Raw genomic sequence first — 19753 nt, 5'->3', positions numbered from 1 at the left:
TGTCGGGCTGCTCGCGGGGGTGCACCGGTACCTGTGGCTGCGGCTGATCCGCGATACGACGGCCCCCGGCGGCCTCGCCCGCCGCGCGGGCACGGTGGCGGCCTTCGTACTACCACTGACCACGGTCGGGGCGCTGGTCGCGGGCCGCGCCGGAGCGCCCTTCGCGCTCCAGCGCGTATTGGCCTGGCCCGGCTACCTCTGGCTGGCGCTGCTCCTGTATCTGACCCTCGCCCTCCTCCTGGGCGAAGCCCTGCGCCCCCTACTGCTCCGGCTCGGCGCCTCGCGGGATGGGCGTACCGCCTCCGACGTCCCGCTCGCGCCGCAAGCGCCCGCCGCCGCCGAGGGCTCCTCCGGGCTCCCGGTCGCACCGGAAGCGCCCGGTGGGCCCGGCAGCCCGGAAGGCCCCGGAGTTCCGGCCGCAACGGCCGGTGCCCCCGGTGACTCCGGTGCCGACGTCGCCCCGGCGGCGTCCGGGGCGTCCGGTGGGGCCGGGGATCTTGGCCAGCTGGCGGCTGCCGGAGTCTCCGGCGATTCCGGCGGCCCGCAGAGCACCGCCGAGCCTGGTGGGCCGGGGGTGCCCCGCGCCGCTGGTGCCGACATCGCCCCGGCGGCGTCCGGGGCTGCCGGTGGGGCCGGGGATCTTGGTCCGCTGGCGGCGGCTGCGGGTCCTGGCGATTCGGGCGCCTCGCAGAGTGCCGGTACGCCCGTGGCCCCGGCGGCGTCCGGGGCGTCCGGCGAGCCCGGGGAACTTGGCCAGCTGGCGGCTGCCGGAGTCTCCGGCGATTCCGGCGGCCCGCAGAGCCCCGGTGCGCCCGGGGGGCCGGGGGTGCCCCGCGCCGCCGGTGACTCCGGCGCCTCGGCGATGTCGGGTGGGCCCGGGGCCCCTGGCCCGCTGGCGGCTGCCGGAGTCTCCAGTGACTCCGGTGGGCCGCAGAGCACCCGCACCCCCGGTGGCCCGGAAGCGCCCGGCACGGCCGACGCGCCCGGTGGCGCCGATGGTTCGCGGGGGTCCGGGGGGCGCCCCGGGCGGCGGGTGGTTGTTGCGCGGGGGATCGCCTTGGGGGCCACGGCCGTGGCGGCGGGGACCGTGGGGTACGGGACGGCCACCGTGCTGCGGGGGCCACGGGTGAAACGGGTGACCGTGCCGCTGGCCAAGTTGCCACGCGGCGCGCACGGGTTCCGGATCGCGGTCGTCAGCGATATTCACCTCGGGCCGATCCTGGGGCGCGCCCACACCCGGCGGATCGTCGCGACGATCAACCGCACCAACCCCGACCTCATCGCCGTCGTCGGCGATCTGGTGGACGGCAGCGTGGCGGATCTGGGGCCCGCCGCCGAGCCGTTGCGAGGGCTGCGGGCCCGTCATGGCTCGTTCTTCGTCACCGGTAACCACGAGTACTTCTCCGGTGCCCGCCAATGGGTCGATCACGTACGGGAGCTGGGGCTGCGGCCGTTGGAGAACGAGCGGACCGAGCTGCCCGGCTTCGATCTCGCCGGGGTGAACGACGTGGCGGGGGAGGACGAGGGCGAGGGGCCGGACTTCGGGCGGGCGCTCGGCGACCGCGACCGGTCGCGTGCGTCGGTGCTGCTCGCGCATCAGCCCGTGGTGATCCATGACGCGGTGGACCACGGGGTGGATCTCCAGCTCTCCGGCCATACCCACGGCGGGCAGATGTGGCCCGGCAATCTGGTCGCGGCGCTGGCCAATCCGACCGTCGCCGGGCTCGAGCGGTACGGCGACACCCAGTTGTATGTCACCCGCGGTGCCGGGGCCTGGGGGCCGCCGGTACGGGTCGGGGCGCCGCCGGACGTCACAGTCGTGGAACTGGCATCGCTCCGGGCCTGACGGGGAGGGGGCGGCGGGGCGACGGCCCCGCGGATGCCTTCGCCCCCACCGCCCGCGTATGCGGCAGCGCCGTCGTCCGCACCCCCGAAAGCCGCTCGTGCGGGGCCAGTCCCCGCGGATGCCGCAGGGTGCGCAGACCGTAGCGCAGGGCCAGGGCGAGCGTCGTCAGGGGGATCAGGAGGTCGCTCGGGGGGATGGTGAGGGCCGTAAGGGCCGCGTCGCGGCCGGCCGACGGGTCGACACCGGCGAACAGGCCGGTCAGCGCGGCCACTTCAGGAGCCGAGGACAGCGACGGCACCACCGCGGCGGCCACCGCCATCGCCGCCAGCAGTGGCAGCGCCGCCGCGGTGAGGATCACCGCGCGGAGGGCCAGGCGTCCGGGGTTGAGCGGGCCGCCGTCGGCGGATTCCAGCCGCAGCAGCAACAGCCGCTTCCCCGGTGTCGCGCCGGTCCGCAGCGGGAGGACGACGAACCACAGCAGGAACACCCCCGCAGGCACCCACAGTCCGCCTTCCGTATCCCCGTCGGCGAGTGCCCCGCCCGCCGCGCCCGCGACCACCAGGAACCCGGCCAGATCGACGATCAGTGCCACCAGCCGCCGCCCGAACGGCACCGGGCGCGCCGCCAGCGCCCGGCCATCCAGGGTCTCCAGGGTGGGCAGTACGCGGACCAGCGGCCCGGCGAGCAGCCAACCGGCGGCCGCGCCCGCCGTGTTGATGAGCAGGTCGTCCACGTCGAAGAGCCGGTACGGGCAGTCGTAGAGCCCCCACACCCCGGACCACTGGGTCAGCTCGAAGAAGAGCGAGGACACCAGTCCGACGGCGGTGGCGGCCCGCAGTCCACAGCGGACGTGGTAGCGCAGGAAGACGCCGAGCGGCACCAGGAGCAGCAGATTGAGCAGCGCTCCGGCGACGGCGGGGTTCTGGAGGACCAGCGCCCCGGGGGTGACCTTGTGGTGGGCCTCCTTCCAGATGTCGCCGAAGGTGTTGCCCGGGATCGCCTGGGGCCGGGCGAAGGCGCTGAACCCCGTGCACATGTTGGCCGTCCGCCGCGGCAGCGGAACGACCGTCATGCAGAACGCGGTCAGCGCGTAGTACAGGAAGCCGCACAGCGACAGCGTTCTGCCGTGGGACATGACGCCGTGACGCCGGTAGAGGACAACGGCGGTCGGCAGCAGGAGCACCAGGGCGAGCAGCGGGAAGACAGCGGCGGCCGTGGTGATCGGCATGAGGTGCGCTTGTGGCATGCGCGGCACTATACGCGATGTGTATACACCGCGTGTATAGCGGCCCATGGCTCATCGCCGCGGTACGGCGGTGGGGCTCAGTCCTCGGTCTCCTCGAAGGACGTGAGGAAGGTATTGAGCGCCTTCTGGTTCTCCGGGGAGGCCGTGTCGTCCGCCGGGACCGTCCAGCGGATGGAGAAGCCCCGGCCGCCGCCGACGAGGAAGCCGCGGCCGAAGGTGAGGAAGGAGTCGTCGCCGACGGCCGAGGACCAGATCATGTCCGCCGCCTTCCAGTCGCGGTACTCGACTCTGCGGATGTCGTCGACCCGCTGGAAGCCCGGCGAGTACTTCTCCAGCGACGGCACCAGGCTCTCCCAGACCTCCACGGGGTCGTCGTCCTCGGAGCCCTGGCCGAAGGTGACGACCAGATTCCGGTCGTCGTCCTCGTCCGTGGGGGCGAACTTCACATGGAAGGGCGAACCGCTCTCCACCCGCTTCCAGCCCTTGGGCACATCGATGGAGAACCCCTCCTTCTCGGCGGTGAAGCGGACGAAGTCCCCGGCCTCGTCGTCGCCGCCCCCGCCGCTCCCGCCGCTGCTGGGCGGATCGGAGGGGGTGGCCGACGCGGGCGGGCCGGACGGATCGGAGGGTGCGGCGGGCGAGGAGGGGGAGGGGGGCGGTGTGGTCTTCGAGGGGGTGGGCTCGCGCGGCAGGCTCGGCTGCGCCACATCCGGCGGGCGCGCGGTACGGGTGGGGGCGGAGCCGGCGCTGTTGCCCCCGGACAGGGCGCCGGTCGAGGCGAGCGCCACCATCGAGGCGACCGTCGCCAGGGCGATTCCGGCCGCTACCACCACCCCGCGCCGGACGTTCCGCCCCTCGCGCCGATGGCCCCTCGGCCACAGCGCCTCACAGGTGCCGTGCAGCCAGGGGAGCCGCGCCGTGGGCCGCGTCTCCTCGGGCGGGGGCTGGTAGAGGACCCGCTCCAGGGCCTGGCGGACCAGGGGTTCGGTCAGCCGCGAGGTGGACTCGGGGCGCAGCAGCCCATGGATCACCTGGGTGAGCGGCCCGGCCTTGGTCGTGTCGAGCCCGCTCCAGTCGGGGTGCGGCGGATGGCCCTCGACCATGGCGAAGAGGATCGCGCCCAGGGACCACAGATCGGACGCCGGAGTCGCGGGACCTCCCCGCACCTGCTCGGGGGCGGCGAACGCGGGGTCGGTGACCCGGGAGTGATCCGTACCGGTGGTGCCGAAGCCGCTGAGAACGATCTCACCGTCAGACAGCAGCATGAGCCGCGCCGGATTGAGATCGCCATGGGTGATGCCCTTGACGTGGGCGGCGTTGAGGACGTCGAGCAGCCGCAGACCGATCCCGGCCGCCCGGTGGATCTCCAAACGGCCCTCGCGGTCCAGCAGTTCACTGAGCGGACGGCGGTCGGTATCGGGCCGGACGGCCTGCGCCCCCTGAGCGGGCTGGTTCGCGCCGGTCATGGTCTCACCCCTTGCTCCACACGCCCAACGGCTTTCCCCTAGGAGGTACGCCTGGAGATCGGCATGTGCTCAATGGGGCGCGGGAGAAATGGGGTTGGTGCCCGAAAGCGGGGCACTCGTCCCCGCCCGAACGCTGCTCAAACCTTCCCTCAGAACTGGGGTACGACTGGGGAAGAACACTGAAGCCCCGGCACCCACCCCGCTCCTGGCGTGTGAGGCGCGGTCGCGTTCGACCGTGCACACCGATGGAGTGCACTTCCCCTTGAGCCAGCAGCCGACAGGGCCGTACGCCCAGCAGCCCGGCCCCTACGGCTACGGGCAGCCCGGACCGTACGCGGCCGCCGCACCGCCCCGGATATCCCACGGGCCCCGCACCGCCCGGTGGCCATCCGCCCAACCCCCATGCCCCGTACGGCTACGACCCCTACGGCCGTCCGTACTCGGATAAGTCGAAGATCGCCGCAGGAGCGTTCCAGCTGGTCCTGGGGCCCTTCGGCGTCGGGCGCTTCTACATCGGCCATGTCGGTATGGGGCTCGCGCAGCTCTTCACCTGCGGCGGTCTGGGCATCTGGGCCCTGATCGACGGGATCATCCTGCTGGTGGGCAACAACACCACCGACGGGCAAGGGCGCATCCTGCGTGACTGAGCCCCGGTTAGCGCGGCTGCCCGTCCAGAAGCTCTCACGGCGGCCACGGCTCCCACAGCTCCTATGGCACCCGGCGACGGCACCCCTGACAGTGCTGGTCGCAGGGCTGGCCGGTGCGGCATACGTCTATGCCACGGATCCGCACCAGCCCGGCCGGCTGCTGCCCCGCTGTCCGTTCCACCTGGTCACGGGGTTGCTCTGCCCGGCCTGCGGCGGCACTCGCATGGTGTACGACCTGATGCACGGTCATCTCGCCATGGCCTGGTCCGACAACCGGGCCCTGCTGCTCGCCGCCCCCTTCGCGCTGGCCCTGCTGGCGCGCTGGTTACTGGAGGGCCTGCGCGGGCGCCGCTGGCGCCCTTCGTTCAGCGCGCGGTCCCGGGCGCTGATGCTGCTCGCGGCCGTGGGCTGGACCGTGCTCCGCAATCTGGTGTGAGCACGGTCCGCCCCCTCCGGTGACCGGGGTGACCCACCCCGGCCTCCGCTCCGGCGGTATGTCACCTCCCTCTCTGACACCCCCGACGGGGGCACTCCGCACCCCGCTGTCCGGCAGGAGAAACATCCATGTCCGTCCCTACCCCTGACGCTCCCTACGGCTTCGATCCGCAGGGCCGTCCGTACTCCGACAAGTCCAAGATCGTCGCGGGCGTGCTCCAGCTCTTCCTGGGCTTCATCGGCCTCGGCCGCTTCTACACCGGCTCCACCGGTGTGGCCGTCGCCCAGCTCCTCACCTGCGGCGGTCTGGGCATCTGGGCCCTGATCGACGACATCCTGTTCCTGACGAGCAACGACCGCACCGACAGCCGGGGCCGCGTCCTCCGCGGCTGACGTTTCCCGGCCTCCCGGGACGGCGAGGGCCCCGCGCTCCTTGTCGGAGTGCGGGGCCCTCGCCGTAAGGGTGGTGCGCGACCGCTGAGGTCAGAAGCGACGCGTGATCAGCGCGCGCTTCACCTCCTGGATGGCCTTGGTGACCTCGATGCCACGCGGGCAGGCCTCCGTGCAGTTGAAGGTGGTGCGGCAGCGCCAGACACCGTCCTTGTCGTTGAGGATCTCCAGCCGCTGCTCACCGCCCTCGTCGCGCGAGTCGAAGATGAAGCGGTGCGCGTTGACGATCGCCGCCGGGCCGAAGTACTGGCCGTCGTTCCAGAACACCGGGCACGAGGAGGTGCACGCGGCGCACAGGATGCACTTGGTGGTGTCGTCGAACCGCTCGCGGTCCTCGGCGGACTGACGGCGCTCCCGCGTCGGCTCATTGCCCGTCGTGATCAGGAAGGGCATCACATCGCGGTACGCCTGGAAGAACGGCTCCATGTCCACGACCAGGTCCTTGAGGACCGTCAGGCCCTTGATGGCCTCGATCGTGATGGGCTTCTCCGGGCTGATGTCCTTGATCAGCGTCTTACAGGCCAGCCGGTTACGGCCGTTGATCCGCATGGCGTCGGAGCCACAGATGCCGTGGGCGCAGGAACGGCGGAACGTCAGCGTGCCGTCCATGTCCCACTTGATCTTGTGGAGGCCGTCGAGGACGCGCTCCTTGGGATCGATCTCGAACCGGAAGTCCTCCCAGACCGCCTGGTCCGAGATCTCCGGGTTGAAGCGCCGGATCCGGAAGGTGACCGTGACCAGGTGCGAGGCGGTGGCGTCGGTCGCCTCCGGGGACTCCGGGTTCTTCTCCAGCGTGGGGGTGCTCATCAGTACTTACGCTCCATCGGCTGGTAGCGGGTCTGCACGACCGGCTTGTAGTCGAGGCGGATGGACTCCGAACCGTCCGCGCCCACCTCGCGGTAGGCCATGGTGTGACGCATGAAGTTGACGTCGTCGCGGTTCGGGTAGTCCTCGCGGTAGTGACCGCCGCGCGACTCCTTGCGGGCCAGTGCGGAGATCGCCATGACCTCGGCCAGGTCGAGCAGGTTGCCCAGCTCGATGGCCTCCAGCAGGTCGGTGTTGAACCGCTTGCCCTTGTCCTGGACGCTGCAATTCTTGTAGCGCTCGCGGAGGTGGCCGATCTCCTCGACGGCCTCCTTGAGCGTCTGCTCGGTGCGGAAGACCATGACGTTCTTGTCCATGGTCTCCTGGAGCGCCTTGCGGATCTCGGTGATCCGCTCGGTGCCGGTGGCGTCGCGCAGATTCTCCACCTGGTCGCGGACCAGCTCGGCCGGGTTCTCCGGCAGCTCGACGAAGTCGGCCTTGGCGGCGTACTCCGCGGCGGCGATGCCCGCGCGGCGGCCGAAGACGTTGATGTCGAGCAGCGAGTTGGTGCCCAGACGGTTGGCGCCGTGCACGGAGACGCAGGCCACCTCGCCCGCGGCGTAGAGACCGGGGACGACGGTGTCGTTGTCCGACAGCACCTCGCCCTCGACGTTGGTGGGGATGCCGCCCATCGTGTAGTGCGCGGTCGGCTGGATCGGGATCGGGTCGGTGTACGGCTCGATGCCCAGGTAGGTGCGCGCGAACTCGGTGATGTCCGGCAGCTTGGCGTCCAGCTGCTCCGGCGGCAGGTGGGTGAGGTCCAGATAGACGTGGTCACCCTCGGGACCGCAGCCGCGGCCCTCACGGATCTCGGTGTAGATGGAGCGCGAGACCACGTCACGCGAGGCGAGGTCCTTCATGACCGGCGCGTACTTCTCCATGAAGCGCTCGCCGTCCTTGTTGCGGAGGATGCCGCCCTCACCGCGGGCGCCCTCCGTCAGCAGGATGCCCATCCGCCAGATGCCGGTCGGGTGGAACTGGAAGAACTCCATGTCCTCCAGCGGCAGCCCGCGCCGGTAGGCGACCGCCTGGCCGTCACCGGTGAGGGTGTGGGCGTTGGAGGTCACCTTGAAGAACTTGCCGCAGCCGCCGGAGGCGAAGACCACGGCCTTGGCCTGGAAGACGTGCAGCTCGCCGGTGGCCAGCTCGTAGGCGACCACACCGGCGGTGCGCTTGACCCCGTCGACCTCGGTCATCAGCAGGTCCAGGACGTAGAACTCGTTGAAGAACTCCACGCCCTCCTTGACGCAGTTCTGGTACAGCGTCTGGAGGATCATGTGGCCGGTGCGGTCCGAGGCGTAGCAGGACCGGCGGACCGGGGCCTCGCCGTGGTTACGGCTGTGGCCGCCGAAGCGGCGCTGGTCGATGGTGCCGTCCGGGGTCCGGTTGAACGGCAGCCCCATCTTCTCCAGGTCCAGGACCGAGTCGATGGCCTCCTTCGCCAGGATCTCGGCGGCGTCCTGGTCGACCAGGTAGTCACCGCCCTTGATCGTGTCGAAGGTGTGCCACTCCCAGTTGTCCTCCTCGACGTTGGCGAGGGCGGCTGCCATACCGCCCTGGGCGGCGCCGGTGTGGGAGCGGGTCGGGTACAGCTTGGTGAGCACCGCCGTACGGCTGCGCTTCGTCGACTCGATGGCCGCGCGCATACCGGCGCCACCGGCGCCCACGATGACGGTGTCGTACTTGTGGATCTTCATGAGTGGATACCTCAGCCCCGTGGCCTAGCGGATGTTCGGGTCGAAGGTGAAGATCACCAGAGTGCCGAGCACGATGGTGAATCCTGCCGCCGTGTAGAGCAGCGCCTTCAGCCACAGGCGGGTGTTGTCCCGCTCGGCGTAGTCGTTGATGACCGTGCGCAGACCGTTCGCGCCGTGCAGCGTGGCGAGCCAGAGCATGATCAGGTCCCATGCCTGCCAGAACGGCGAGGCCCAGCGGCCCGCCACGAAGGCGAAGCCGATCTTGGAGACACCGCCGTCGAGGACCAGCTGGATCAGCAGATGGCCCAGGACCAGGACGACCAGCACGATGCCGGACAGGCGCATGAAGAGCCAGCCGTACATCTCGAAGTTGGTGCGGGTCGCCTTGGGCGTCTTACGGGTACGGGCCCTCGGCGGCTCGATGACCGGCGCGGGGTGGTCCACGTCGTACGCGCTGACCGCGTCCTTGGCGGGGGTGGTGGTCTCGGCGGACATGCGTCAGCTCCCGAACAGTTCGCGCAGCGTGTGCTGGAGGATCGGGTAGAAGGCCCCGGCCATCAGCACGACCCAGATACCGACGACGGACCAGAGCATCTGACGCTGGTACTTCGGGCCCTTCGACCAGAAGTCCACGGCGATGACGCGCAGACCGTTGAGGGCGTGGAACAGGATGGCGGCGACGAGGCCGTACTCCATCAGGTTCACGATGGGATTCTTGTACGTCGCGACCACATCGTCGTAGGCCTCGGGGGAGACGCGGACGAGCGAGGTGTCCAGGACGTGTACGAACAGGAAGAAGAAGATGAGGACGCCGGTGACTCGATGAGCCACCCAGGACCACATACCTTCCCGGCCGCGATACAGCGTTCCAGCCGGCACGGAAAACCCTCCGGAAGCGGGGATTGGGGCCTGCCGGCTTGACTGTCGGTCTGGCCCGGCCGGGTACGGTCCACCGGCCCTGGCCATCGTAGCGACGTGTTGTCGGTTCCTCCGCCCGGGGGTGGTCAGGTGTGATCAAAGAGGCACGTACGGCCGATCAGGGGGGCCGGAACCGCATGATTCACGGCAAACCGGGTCATTCCGGGTCAACCGGGCCAGCCGTCCACGGGCGATCCGCCGGAGCTCCTCCGCCGCGTTCGTCCGCTCCTCCTCCTGCTCATTGCCGAGCCGGGTGCGGATGCCGGTGAGCAGCTGGTCCAGCATCGCGTCCGGGCCGAGGCCGTCCAGACAGATCACGAAGGCATGGCCGAACTGGCGCTCATACTCCGCGTGCGCGGCCCGTAGCGCGGTGTGAGCGGCGAGGGCGCCCAGGCTGTCGGCGGCAGGGAGGGGGTGGCCGACCATCGACTCGTCGGCCAGCGCCTCGTCCAGGTCGGCGGCGGTCAGGTCGTAGCTGGCCTCGTCCCCGGCGGCGAGCAGCGCCTCCAGGTCGGGGTACGGGCGGTGGGCCACGATCAGCCGTGCCCAGCGGCGGCTGCCGCAGCACCCGAGCAGTGCCTCCTCGGCCGCCGCGGCGGTGGCGGCGTTGAGCCGGTCGAGGCTCTGGACTGCGTCGCGGGACCGGGACCTGGACAGGGTGGGCTCCTTGGACGCGCATCGCGGGGGCGCGTCGGGGCGTGAGTGATACACGTTAACGATGTGAACAGGCCGGTGTGGCGCAGAGAGCGTAAATTCACCCGTACGGGGACGTTTTGTTGTGAGGAGTGGACGGCATGTCGAGGCGCGGGGCGGATTTCGCCTGAAACTGGAGGTTTGCGCCATGGGAATGCCCCGGAGAGTGAACAGGGCCGCATGCGTCCGCGGCACCGTCGCCGGTGCCGCCGCGACCTTCGTCCTGATAGCGCTCGGCTGTCAGCAGCCCACGGAGTCCTCCCCGGGCGATACCCCGGCCACATCCCCCTCGGCGTCCCCCTCGGCCTCGGCGCCCGCCAAGGCGCCGGCCACCCCGCCCCGCACCATCCCCTCGGTCCGCTCCTTCGAGCCCGGGACCGGATCCAGCTGGCGGCCCGGCGACAACAGCCGGGTGGTGGCCGACCTCAAGGGCCCGCTGGCCGACGAGGCCCGGATGATCGCCGACGAGCTCGGGATCAAGGCCGTCTCCGGCAAGGCCCACGGCGGTGATCTCTCCCTGGCGCTGAAACCCGGGCAGAGCGGTGGCCGCGAGGGCTATGCCCTGACCGTCAAGGACGGCCGGGCCCGGATCACCGGCGCCACCGACACCGGTGTGTTCTACGGCACCCGCACCGTCAAGCAGGCGCTGCGCTCCGGCGGCCGGGTCCCCGCGGGTGTGATCCACGACCGGCCCGCCCGCGCCCAGCGCGGCCTCAACCTCGACATCGCCCGCAAGTTCTACACGGCCTCCTGGATCGAGGCACGGCTGCGCGAGATGGCCGACCTCAAGCTCAACCAGCTCGGTCTGCACTTCTCGGACGACCAGGGGTTCCGCATCCAGAGCAGCAGCCACCCCGAGATCGTCTCCCAGCAGCACCTCACCAAGTCCGAGGTCCGGCGGATCGTCGCCCTCGCCCAGCGGCTGCACATCACCGTCATCCCCGAGATCGACTCACCCGGCCACCTCGGCGCGGTGATCGACGCCCACCCCGGGCTCCAGCTGCGCAACGCCTCCGGGACCCGGTTCATCGGGGCGGTGGACATCTCCGATCCGGCCGCGGCGCGGATCGTGGACGAGCTGATGCGCGAGTACGCACCGCTGTTCCCCGGCCGCTACTGGCATCTGGGCGCCGATGAGTATCTGGCACTCACCGTGAAGGACCCCCAGGCGTCGTTCCCGCAGCTGGCCGCCGCCGCCAAGCGGAAGTACGGATCCCGGGCGACGGTCCAGGACCTGGCCACCGGCTGGCTGAACGACCGGGCGGCGGTCGCCCGGGAGCTGGGCAAGCAGCCCAAGGCGTGGAACGACGGCTTCCTCCCCGGGGGTGTGGTCACCCCCGACCGCAACATTCAGGTCGAATACTGGACGGGCAGGCTGAAGGAGGCCGCCCGGCCACCGGAGCCGTATCTGCGCGAGGGCCGCGACCTGGTCAATCTCAACTCCGAGTACCTCTATTACGTACTCGGCGAGCCCAACGGCTTCCGCTACCCGACGGGCGAACGTATCTACGAACAGTGGACGCCCGGCACTCTGCGCGGCACCAAGCCGGTCGCCGACAAGAATCTGACCGGTCCCGGCCGGGTGCTCGGCGCGCGCTTCGCGATCTGGTCCGACCATCCGGAGGCCCAGACACAGGCCCAGGTCGCCCGGGGCGTCCGGCTGCCGCTCGCGGCGCTCGCCCAACGGCTGTGGGATCCCGGGAAGCCCACGCTGAGCTGGGCCGACTTCCGCGCGCTCGCGGACCGGCTGGGCGTCTGATGGCGCGGGAAAAGGCGGGAAGAGGAAGGACGGCCGGGGCCGCCACCCCCCACAGGAGAGGCCCCGGCCGCCGTCCAGCGTGGGCCCGCGTGGAGCCCTTACTCCCTACAGCGTCGCATGCCTCGAATACGTCACACCCGTGACCGGGATGAAACCTGCGGGACCCGGAGCGCGTCCGGGGGCCCATTCGGCTCTGGACGCGACCGGGCGGATGCCCGTAACGTGCAGGTCCGCGCTGTGGGCGCGGTCAATTGCTTATCTTCACGCGTGGCCTGGTGCGGGCCACGTCCCCAGGGGGACTCAAAATGTATCCGTGCGGGAACTGCCGCGCTGTCGCCGTCGGGCCCGACGGGCGCTGTGCCGCATGCGGAACGTTCCAGCAGCAGTATCAGCAGCCGCAGGCGCCCGGAGGGTATCCCGTCGCACCGTCGATGGGAATGCCGACCGGAGGCGTGGATCTGCGCCGCGGGCTCGCGACCACGCTCACCGTGCTGTTCGCCGTGGCCCTTCCCGCGCTGATCCTGGTGCTGGTGGGCCGGGCCGGTCAATGGGACGTCATCGGCGACATGCTCGACGACCCCACCTCGGTCACCCAGCAGGACCTGGACGACGCGGACGACTTCTTCCTCGGCGCCTGGGTGATCTACCTGCTGCTCACCGCCGCGATCGCGACGGTCTGGGCGGTCTGGTTCCGGAAGCTGCGGCTGAACGCCGAGGTCTTCGCCCCCGGCAGCCACCGCATGAGCAGCGGCTGGGCCGCGGGTGCCTGGTTCACCCCGGTGGTGAGCCTGTGGTTCCCCAAGCAGATCGCCAATGACATCTGGCGCGCCAGCTCCCCGCAGGGCCCCCACGCGGCCAACCGCGGGATGCTCAACGCCTGGTGGGTCATCTGGATCGTCGCCATGGCCACCAACTTCATCGGCAGCCTCCGCTACAGCACGCTCCGCGGCAAGATGGAGAGCGACAGCTACCGCCCTTCGCTGTCCGAGGTGAGGGAGGACATCGAAAGCCTCCATGACATCCTCGCCTTCGACATGTTCGCCATCGTGGTCCTGATGGCGGCGGCGATCCTGGCCCTGCTGCTGGTCCGCCAGATCACCACCATGCAGGAGCAGCGCGCGGCGCTGCCCCCGCAGGCGGCGCCGATGGGCGGTCCGGCACCCTATGGGACGGGCGCCCCGTCGTATGGGACGGGTGCTCCGTCGCCGTATGGTGTCCCGCCACAGGGGCAGCCGCCGTACGGTGCCCCGCAGATGCCGCCGGCCCCGCCCGGTCAGCCCGGCCAGCAGTACCCGCCCTACGGCCACGGCTAGTCCATCGCGGGCCATCGCGGACCTCAGAACCTCCGAGGGCAGGAAGAGAGCGTGCAGCAGGGGGACGACGCGGAACTGACCGCCGCGGTGCGTGCGGCGCAGGACGGGGACGAGACCGCCTTCCGGGCCGTGTACCGGTCCGTGCACCCTCGTCTCCTCGGCTACGTACGCACCCTGGTCGGGGAGGCCGACGCGGAGGACATCACCTCGGAGGCGTGGCTCCAGATAGCTCGTGACCTGCAACGCTTCAGTGGAGACGCGGACCGGTTCCGGGGCTGGGCGGCCCGGATAGCCCGTAATCGCGCACTGGACCACATACGGATGCGCGGTCGGCGCCCGGCCATCGGCGGCGACGAGACGGAGCTGGAGACCCGGGCCTCGGAGGCGGACACCGCGGGCGAGGCGCTGGAGGCCCTGGGCACCGGCCGCGCGCTCGGGCTGATCGCACAGCTGCCGCAGGACCAGGCCGAGGCCGTGGTGTTGCGGGTGGTCCTCGGCCTCGACGCGAAGAGCGCGGCCACGGTGCTCGGCAAGCGGCCCGGCGCGGTACGCACCGCCGCCCACCGCGGACTGCGGCGGCTGGCCGATCTGATCGACCCCCGGGTGGGGGGTGATCCGGCCGTCCTGGACGGGGTTCCCGTGCAACGTGAGTCGTCTGGGAACGCAACCAACTCGGGGGTGGCGAAGTCTGCGGGTGTGACGGATTCGTGCGCGCCAACGCAGAAGGACATGTGATGGCCGAAGACCACCGCTACAGCTGGCTGGATGACAGTGCCGCGGAACGGTTGCTTCGCGGTGAACCGGTCGAGGGGCAGCACGGTGTCCCCGATGACCGGTACGACCAGTCGTGTGCCGAAGCGGAACGGTTGGCCGCCGTGCTCTCCGCCGTCGCCGAGGCGACCCGCCCGGCGGCCGGACCCACGGATGCCGCAGCTCCGCTTCCTGGTGAGGAGGCGGCCGTGTCCGCCTTCATGGCGGCCCGCGAGGAGTTCACCGCGCTGGCCGTCGACTCCGCGCTGCCCGCCACCGGGCCGACCGCCCGGGGCGGTGGGGTCGTGCGCGCGCTGCGCGGCGGCCGGTTCGCCGTCCGGCGGCAGCTGCGCGTGGGCATGGTGGCCGCGCTGGCGGGCTGTGCGCTCAGCGGGTTCGCGGTCGCGGCCGCGGCGGGTGTGCTGCCCACCCCGTTCGGCGAGAGCGGCGGCCCGGCGCCCTCGGTGAGCATGCCGGGTGACGGCCACTCGGACGGCGATCCGGTCCGTCCGGAGATCTCCCGGGAGGGCACTCCTCCGGAGCCCGGCCCCAGCGCCTCCACGGACAACGATGCCAGCGATCCGCCCACCAAGGGCGGGGACGGGCCTTCCGCGCCGGACGACAAGAACAACGGCCATGGCAAGGGCCGGGACAAGGGTGACAAGGACCACCCCTCGACCGGCTCCCACGGCGACGGACGGCGCGGCGGACCGTGGGCGCTGGGCGCCTGCCGCCGCTATCTGGCCGCGGAGTACGGCGGTGGCAGCGGACTGGACCGCGGGGCGCTGTACAAGCTGAAGCGGTCCGCGGGCCGGACCACCCTCCATGGGTACTGCGCCCAGCTCCTCCTGGCGAACGGGGTGGATCTGCCGCGCCCCGGTTCCGACGGCGGCAAGGGCGACGACGGTTCGGACGACGGCGACCACGGCGGAGATCACGACGGCGGCCAGGACGGCGACCACGGCGGCGGCCATGACGACGGTGGCTCCGGTGGCTCGGACGGGAACGGCGGTTCGGGTGGGGACGGCGACGGCGACCACCAGCCGCCCCCGGCCCCGTCCACACCGGCCGATGACCCGGCGCCGACCGTCGATCCGGCCGCAGGTTGAGCGCTCAAGGTCTTAGGTGTGACGTTTTTTTCAGGGGTGACGCTGTAAGAAACGGGCCGACTGGTCATCGGCCGCGCGAGAGCCGAGGTTCCCCCCGTACCGACGGCTCCGCGCATCCGGCGCGGGCAGGGCACGTTCCCCCGGCCCTGCCCGCGCCGCTCTCTTCCCGCTGTCTTCGTCTTCGCAGCACCTTCGCCGGATGTCTTCCGCGGAGGCCCGCGACCTCAGAAGCCGCGATAGAGACGACGACCTCAGAAGACCACCACCTTGTCCCCGGCCCGCACCTTGCCGAACACCGAGGCGATCTTCTTCTTGTCCCGGACGTTGACACAGCCGTGCGAGGCACCGGCATAGCCGCGGGCCGCGAAGTCCGCCGAGTAGTGCACCGCCTGGCCGCCGCTGAAGAACATCGCGTACGGCATCGGGGTGTGGTAGATCGTCGAGACATGGTCCCGGCTCTTGAAGTTGACCTGGAACAGACCCTCCCGGGTCGGGGTGTACTGCGAGCCGAAGCGCACATCCATCGCCGAGACCACCCGCCCGCCCACCATCCAGGCCAGGGTGCGGCTGCTCTTGCTGATGCACAGCACCCGCCCGGTCAGACAGCGCCGGTCGGGCTTGGCCAGCGGCAGGGTGGTCGGCGGATACAGCTCGTCCCGCGCGGGCGGCCGGCTGCGGGAGCGCAGCGAGCTCCAGGTGCGCCGGTCCACCGAACCGGTGGCCACCAGGCCATGGCCGCGCTGGTAGGAGAGGACCGACGCCCGGGTGACCGAGCCGTAATACCCGGTGGGATTGCGGCCGAACAGACCCAGCTGGCGCAGCCGCGCCTGTAACTCGCGCACCCGCTCACCGCTGGTGCCCACCGCGATCACCGCCGGGGCGGTCCGGGGCGCGGTGCCGCGCCGCGGCACCTGAGCTCTGGGCCGCGCCGGACGGGCCCGGGTGTGCTCGGCCCGGGGCCGGGGCGTGTGGGTGAAGGTGCGGTGCGGCCGTGGCGCGTCCCGCGCGGGGGCGCTCGTACTCGTCCGCGCCTGCGGTCTGTCCTGGCTCCGTCCGTCCGTGGTCACCGACCCCGCCCGGCATCCCGCGATGAGCGCCGCGGCCGTGGCCGTGGCGAGCGCGGCGCGGATCACCGGCATCCGGTGCATCTCATCCCCCCAGTCCACCCGGTCCACTGATATTTCGCCCTGGATGTTTCCCGGGGCTGCCGTTCGGCGAACATCGACGCATGCTGTGAGAGAGGCCCCGTACCAGGACAACAGCCGGTATCAGCCACCAGGAAGGCGTGGACCCATGGCGCGCGAGTCGGAGTCGGGCTTCCCCGTCGAGCCGGTGTACGGGCCCGGCGCGCTCACCGGCCGCGACCCGGGCGCGCTGCTGGGCGAGCCCGGGGCGTACCCGTTCACCCGCGGGGTCTATCCGACGATGTACACCGGCCGCCCCTGGACGATGCGCCAGTACGCGGGGTTCGGCACCGCCACCGAGTCCAACGCCCGCTACCGGCAGTTGATCGACCACGGCACCACCGGGCTCTCGGTCGCCTTCGACCTGCCGACCCAGATGGGCTACGACTCGGACGCGGAGCTGGCCCACGGCGAGGTCGGCAAGGTGGGCGTGGCCATCGACTCGGTCGAGGACATGCGGGTGCTGTTCGACGGCATCCCGCTGGACCGGGTCTCGACCTCCATGACCATCAACGCGCCCGCCGCGCTGCTGCTGCTCCTCTACCAACTCGTGGCCGAGGAACAGGGGGTGCCGGGCGACCGGCTGACCGGCACCATCCAGAACGACGTCCTGAAGGAGTACATCGCGCGCGGCACCTATATCTTCCCGCCGGTGCCCTCGCTGCGGCTGGTCGCCGATACGTTCAAGTACTGCGGGGCCGAGCTGCCGAGGTGGAACACGATCTCGATCTCCGGCTACCACATGGCGGAGGCCGGGGCCTCACCCGCGCAGGAGATCGCCTTCACCCTGGCCGACGGCATCGCCTACGTACGGACGGCGGTCGCGGCGGGCATGGACATCGACGACTTCGCGCCGCGACTGTCGTTCTTCTTCGTCTCCCGCACCACCCTGCTGGAGGAGGTCGCCAAGTTCCGCGCCGCGCGCCGGATCTGGGCCCGGGTGATGCGTGAGGAGTTCGGCGCCCGTGACCCCAAGTCGCAGATGCTGCGCTTCCACACCCAGACCGCGGGCGTCCAACTCACCGCCCAGCAGCCCGAGGTCAATCTGGTGCGGGTGGCGGTGCAGGGGCTCGCGGCCGTCCTCGGCGGCACCCAGTCGCTGCACACCAACGCCTTCGACGAGGCCATCGCACTGCCCACCGACAAGTCCGCCCGGCTGGCGCTGCGCACCCAGCAGGTGCTGGCGTACGAGACGGATGTGACGGCCACCGTCGATCCGTTCGCGGGCTCGTACGCCGTCGAGTCGCTGACCGACGCCGTCGAGGCCGCGGCCCTGGACCTGATGCGGCGGGTGGAGGACCGCGGCGGCGCCGTGGCCGCCATCGAACAGGGCTTCCAGAAGGAGGAGATCGAGCGCAACGCCTATCGCATCGCCCAGGAGCAGGACGCGGGTGAGCGGGTGGTGGTCGGCGTCAACCGCTTCCGGCTGGAGGAGGAAGAGCCCTACCAGCCGCTGCGGGTGGACCCGGCCATCGAGGACCGCCAGCGGGAGCGGCTGGCCGCGCTGCGCGCCGGGCGCGACGGACAGGCGGTCCGTACGGCGCTGGCGGCGCTGAGGAAGGCGGCCGGGAGCGAGCCGGGCACGGCCAATGTGCTCTACCCGATGAAGGACGCGCTGGCGGCGCGGGCCACGGTGGGCGAGGTGTGCGACGCGTTGCGCGAGGTGTGGGGCACGTATGTGCCCGCTGATGCATTCTGAGCGGGCGGGAAGTCCAGGGGACAGCAGGACGACAAGGGGGCGGGCCGATGAGGGCCGGACGGGTACGGGTACGGATACGGGGCACGGCGGCCGTGGGGCTGGCGCTGGTGATGGCGGCGCTCGCGGGGTGCGGCGGCGACGGGGACGGCGGGGGAAGCGGGGGTGGTGAGGATTCGCGCGGCGGCTCCGTGCCCGGTGTGAGCGCCCCGCCGAGCACGCTCGCGTCCCGCGCGCCCACTCCGCTGACGAAGCCGCTGCGGCTGCTGCCCGTGGTGACCTCGGCCCCCGGGACCTGCCCCACCGCGCCGTCCACCAAGGACCCGGAGGCGTACGCGACGTACCGGGACCGGGAGGGGGTCTGCTACGTCGTCCGGCCGGACGACGGGATGAGCGTCGTCGAGCCCCGCTCCGCCAAGGCCGGTGACGACGCCGCGAACGGCGGGGGCCATATCGTCACCGTCACCTTCAACAGCCGTGACGCCGCCCGGTTCGCGCGGCTCACCCGGGAACTGGCCACCCGGCAGCCCCCGGAGAACGGGCTCGCGATCGTGCGCGACGGCCGGGTGCTGTCCGCGCCCTCGGTGGCCACCGCCATCACCGGGGGCACGGTCGTCATCTCCGGGAGCTTCACCCGGGACTCCGCGCGACAGCTCGCCCACGACCTCGGCGGCGGTTGAGCGACACTGGAGCCATGTCTGCTCCCCGCCGCGCCTGTCCGGTCTGTACCCGAGAGATCGCGGTCGTGGGCGGGAGGTTCGCCCGCCACGATCCGCCGGGCCGCCGCTCGGACTATGAACTGGTCTCCTGCCCCGGGTCGCGGCGGATCGCGCCGCTGCTCGGCACTCCGCCGAAGCTGTTCGGCGAGGACGAGCCACCGTCATCGGGCCAGCAGGCCCTGTTCTGAGCAGGTGCGCGCGCCGGAGCGCGGTCAGCCGCCCGTGACCAGCCGGGAGGCGAGCCGCACCCCGGGGCTGCTCTCGGCCAGCGCCCCGGTCAGCTGGTCACCCGCGGCCTTCAGCGCGATGTCGTCCAGCGGACCGAGCGCGTCCAGGACGAAGAAGGCGCGGGTGGTGGTGTGGGTGAGCCGGGTGCGGGTGCACTGGCGCCAGTTCCAGCGGCGGCAGGTGACGCCCGCGTCGTCCCGCCACACCACCTCGCCCGGCGCCGGGTGTTCCACGGCGGCCTCGCCCCCGGCCGAGGTCTCGAAGGTCTCCTCGCCGGTGGCCCGGACCAGCCGCGCGGGACCGCTGTAGTGGTCGAGGTCCTCACCGCCCAGCGGGAGCGCGTGGGCGACCGAGACCGCGTTGTAGAGGTCGGTCAGCCGGTCCACCCGCGGCAGTCCGGCGCCCACCCGCCGCAGCAGGGCCTCCGCGCTGGGCCGGGTGCGCTGCGGTTTGGCCCCGAAGCCGCGGAACGCCTCCCGCCAGGCGGCCAGATGCGGATCCTCCTCCACCGGCCGGTCCCCGAACCGCTCGCGGGCGGCCGACTCGGCCGCCGCCAGCAGCTGTTCGCTGAGCGCGTCGCTCGGCCCGGGGCGCAGTCCCTCCGCGGTGATGAGCAGCGCGCGGTAGTCGGGGCGCAGCGCGTGGACGGCCGGGTCGATGGCGGCGGAGGCCAGCCAGCCCGCTACGTCGGTGATCATGGACTCTCCCTGCGGTGGTGCTGTCGCGCGATGTC

General features: G+C 71.6%; 19 protein-coding genes and 1 pseudogene. 11 read left to right on the top strand and 9 right to left on the bottom strand.

Going from position 1 to position 19753, the window contains the following annotated elements; all coding sequences use genetic code 11:
- Positions 1–19 precede the first annotated feature (19 nt).
- Positions 20–1846 (top strand): metallophosphoesterase, encoded by a 1827-nt coding sequence (locus tag AB0C66_RS11010; protein WP_362436632.1) that lies wholly within the window; start codon positions 20–22, stop codon positions 1844–1846.
- On the opposite strand, the gene AB0C66_RS11005 is transcribed toward AB0C66_RS11010, so the two are convergent.
- Positions 1812–3092 (bottom strand): VanZ family protein, encoded by a 1281-nt coding sequence (locus AB0C66_RS11005; protein WP_362435812.1) that lies wholly within the window; start codon positions 3090–3092, stop codon positions 1812–1814. The two genes, AB0C66_RS11010 and AB0C66_RS11005, sit on opposite strands and share 35 nt — an antisense overlap.
- A 77-nt stretch (positions 3093–3169) precedes the next feature.
- Entirely contained in the window at positions 3170–4558 is a 1389-nt protein-coding gene (locus AB0C66_RS11000) for a serine/threonine protein kinase (RefSeq protein WP_362435810.1), read from the bottom strand.
- A gap of 250 nt (positions 4559–4808) precedes the next feature.
- Between AB0C66_RS11000 and AB0C66_RS10995 the strand changes: the two are divergent.
- From AB0C66_RS10995 to AB0C66_RS10985, 3 genes and pseudogenes are all read left to right on the top strand, one after another.
- Positions 4809–5205 (top strand): annotated as a pseudogene (locus AB0C66_RS10995) (TM2 domain-containing protein).
- A gap of 16 nt (positions 5206–5221) precedes the next feature.
- Positions 5222–5641: a DUF2752 domain-containing protein gene (locus AB0C66_RS10990; RefSeq protein ID WP_362436630.1), complete on the top strand. Its 420-nt coding sequence runs from the start codon at positions 5222–5224 to the stop codon at positions 5639–5641.
- 128 nt (positions 5642–5769) lie between these two features.
- On the top strand, positions 5770–6033 hold the full coding sequence (locus AB0C66_RS10985; protein ID WP_362435808.1) for a TM2 domain-containing protein: 264 nt from the start codon (positions 5770–5772) through the stop codon (positions 6031–6033).
- Positions 6034–6123: 90 nt separating this feature from the next.
- On the opposite strand, the gene AB0C66_RS10980 is transcribed toward AB0C66_RS10985, so the two are convergent.
- From AB0C66_RS10980 to AB0C66_RS10960, 5 genes are all read right to left on the bottom strand, one after another.
- The gene (locus tag AB0C66_RS10980) at positions 6124–6897 is read right to left on the bottom strand and encodes a succinate dehydrogenase iron-sulfur subunit (protein ID WP_362435806.1); all 774 of its coding nucleotides are present in this window, start codon (positions 6895–6897) and stop codon (positions 6124–6126) included.
- Positions 6897–8651 carry a succinate dehydrogenase flavoprotein subunit gene (gene sdhA / locus AB0C66_RS10975; protein WP_362435804.1) on the bottom strand — a complete coding sequence of 585 codons (1755 nt, stop codon included), beginning with the start codon at positions 8649–8651 and terminating at the stop codon, positions 6897–6899. The genes AB0C66_RS10980 and sdhA overlap by 1 nt, the downstream gene beginning before the upstream one ends.
- Before the next feature lie 24 nt (positions 8652–8675).
- The gene (locus AB0C66_RS10970) at positions 8676–9146 is read right to left on the bottom strand and encodes a succinate dehydrogenase hydrophobic membrane anchor subunit (protein ID WP_362435802.1); all 471 of its coding nucleotides are present in this window, start codon (positions 9144–9146) and stop codon (positions 8676–8678) included.
- Between the two features lie 3 nt (positions 9147–9149).
- On the bottom strand, positions 9150–9530 hold the full coding sequence (gene sdhC, locus AB0C66_RS10965; protein ID WP_176182458.1) for a succinate dehydrogenase, cytochrome b556 subunit: 381 nt from the start codon (positions 9528–9530) through the stop codon (positions 9150–9152).
- Between the two features lie 135 nt (positions 9531–9665).
- Positions 9666–10145, bottom strand: coding sequence for a 2-oxo-4-hydroxy-4-carboxy-5-ureidoimidazoline decarboxylase (locus tag AB0C66_RS10960; RefSeq protein ID WP_362436628.1), 480 nt, complete (start codon positions 10143–10145; stop codon positions 9666–9668).
- 265 nt (positions 10146–10410) lie between these two features.
- Between AB0C66_RS10960 and AB0C66_RS10955 the strand changes: the two genes are divergently transcribed.
- The 4 genes from AB0C66_RS10955 to AB0C66_RS10940 all read left to right on the top strand — a co-directional run bounded on the left by AB0C66_RS10955 (position 10411) and on the right by AB0C66_RS10940 (position 15193).
- Complete coding sequence (locus AB0C66_RS10955) at positions 10411–12021, top strand: glycoside hydrolase family 20 protein (protein WP_362435800.1); 1611 nt, start codon at positions 10411–10413, stop codon at positions 12019–12021.
- A gap of 437 nt (positions 12022–12458) precedes the next feature.
- Positions 12459–13334, top strand: coding sequence for a DUF4328 domain-containing protein (locus tag AB0C66_RS10950; protein ID WP_362435798.1), 876 nt, complete (start codon positions 12459–12461; stop codon positions 13332–13334).
- A gap of 51 nt (positions 13335–13385) precedes the next feature.
- A complete protein-coding gene (locus AB0C66_RS10945) occupies positions 13386–14069 on the top strand; it encodes an RNA polymerase sigma factor (protein WP_362435796.1) in 684 nt (227 codons plus the stop codon).
- Positions 14069–15193, top strand: a complete 1125-nt coding sequence (locus tag AB0C66_RS10940; protein WP_362435794.1) for a hypothetical protein — start codon at positions 14069–14071, stop codon at positions 15191–15193. The genes AB0C66_RS10945 and AB0C66_RS10940 overlap by 1 nt, the downstream gene beginning before the upstream one ends.
- A gap of 251 nt (positions 15194–15444) precedes the next feature.
- Here AB0C66_RS10940 and AB0C66_RS10935 read toward each other — a convergent pair whose 3' ends face one another.
- The gene (locus AB0C66_RS10935; protein ID WP_362435792.1) at positions 15445–16359 is read right to left on the bottom strand and encodes a peptidoglycan-binding protein; all 915 of its coding nucleotides are present in this window, start codon (positions 16357–16359) and stop codon (positions 15445–15447) included.
- Between the two features lie 127 nt (positions 16360–16486).
- Between AB0C66_RS10935 and AB0C66_RS10930 the strand changes: the two genes are divergently transcribed.
- From AB0C66_RS10930 to AB0C66_RS10920, 3 genes are read left to right on the top strand one after another with little or no spacing between them, the layout of a single operon-like run.
- On the top strand, positions 16487–18076 hold the full coding sequence (locus AB0C66_RS10930; RefSeq protein ID WP_362435790.1) for a methylmalonyl-CoA mutase family protein: 1590 nt from the start codon (positions 16487–16489) through the stop codon (positions 18074–18076).
- Between the two features lie 47 nt (positions 18077–18123).
- Positions 18124–18753, top strand: coding sequence for a hypothetical protein (locus AB0C66_RS10925; protein ID WP_362435788.1), 630 nt, complete (start codon positions 18124–18126; stop codon positions 18751–18753).
- Between the two features lie 14 nt (positions 18754–18767).
- A complete protein-coding gene (locus tag AB0C66_RS10920) occupies positions 18768–18980 on the top strand; it encodes a hypothetical protein (RefSeq protein WP_362435786.1) in 213 nt (70 codons plus the stop codon).
- Positions 18981–19004: 24 nt separating this feature from the next.
- Here the strand turns inward: AB0C66_RS10920 and AB0C66_RS10915 are convergent, their stop codons facing one another.
- A complete protein-coding gene (locus AB0C66_RS10915; RefSeq protein ID WP_362435784.1) occupies positions 19005–19718 on the bottom strand; it encodes a phenylalanine--tRNA ligase beta subunit-related protein in 714 nt (237 codons plus the stop codon).
- Between the last annotated feature and the right edge of the window lie 35 nt (positions 19719–19753).

Origin of the sequence: Streptomyces sp. NPDC048636 (assembly GCF_040650655.1) — a bacterium.
In the GTDB taxonomy this organism is placed as follows: domain Bacteria; phylum Actinomycetota; class Actinomycetes; order Streptomycetales; family Streptomycetaceae; genus Streptomyces.
Note: the sequence above shows the minus strand (reverse complement) of the source record. Positions and strands in the feature narration are given on the sequence as shown.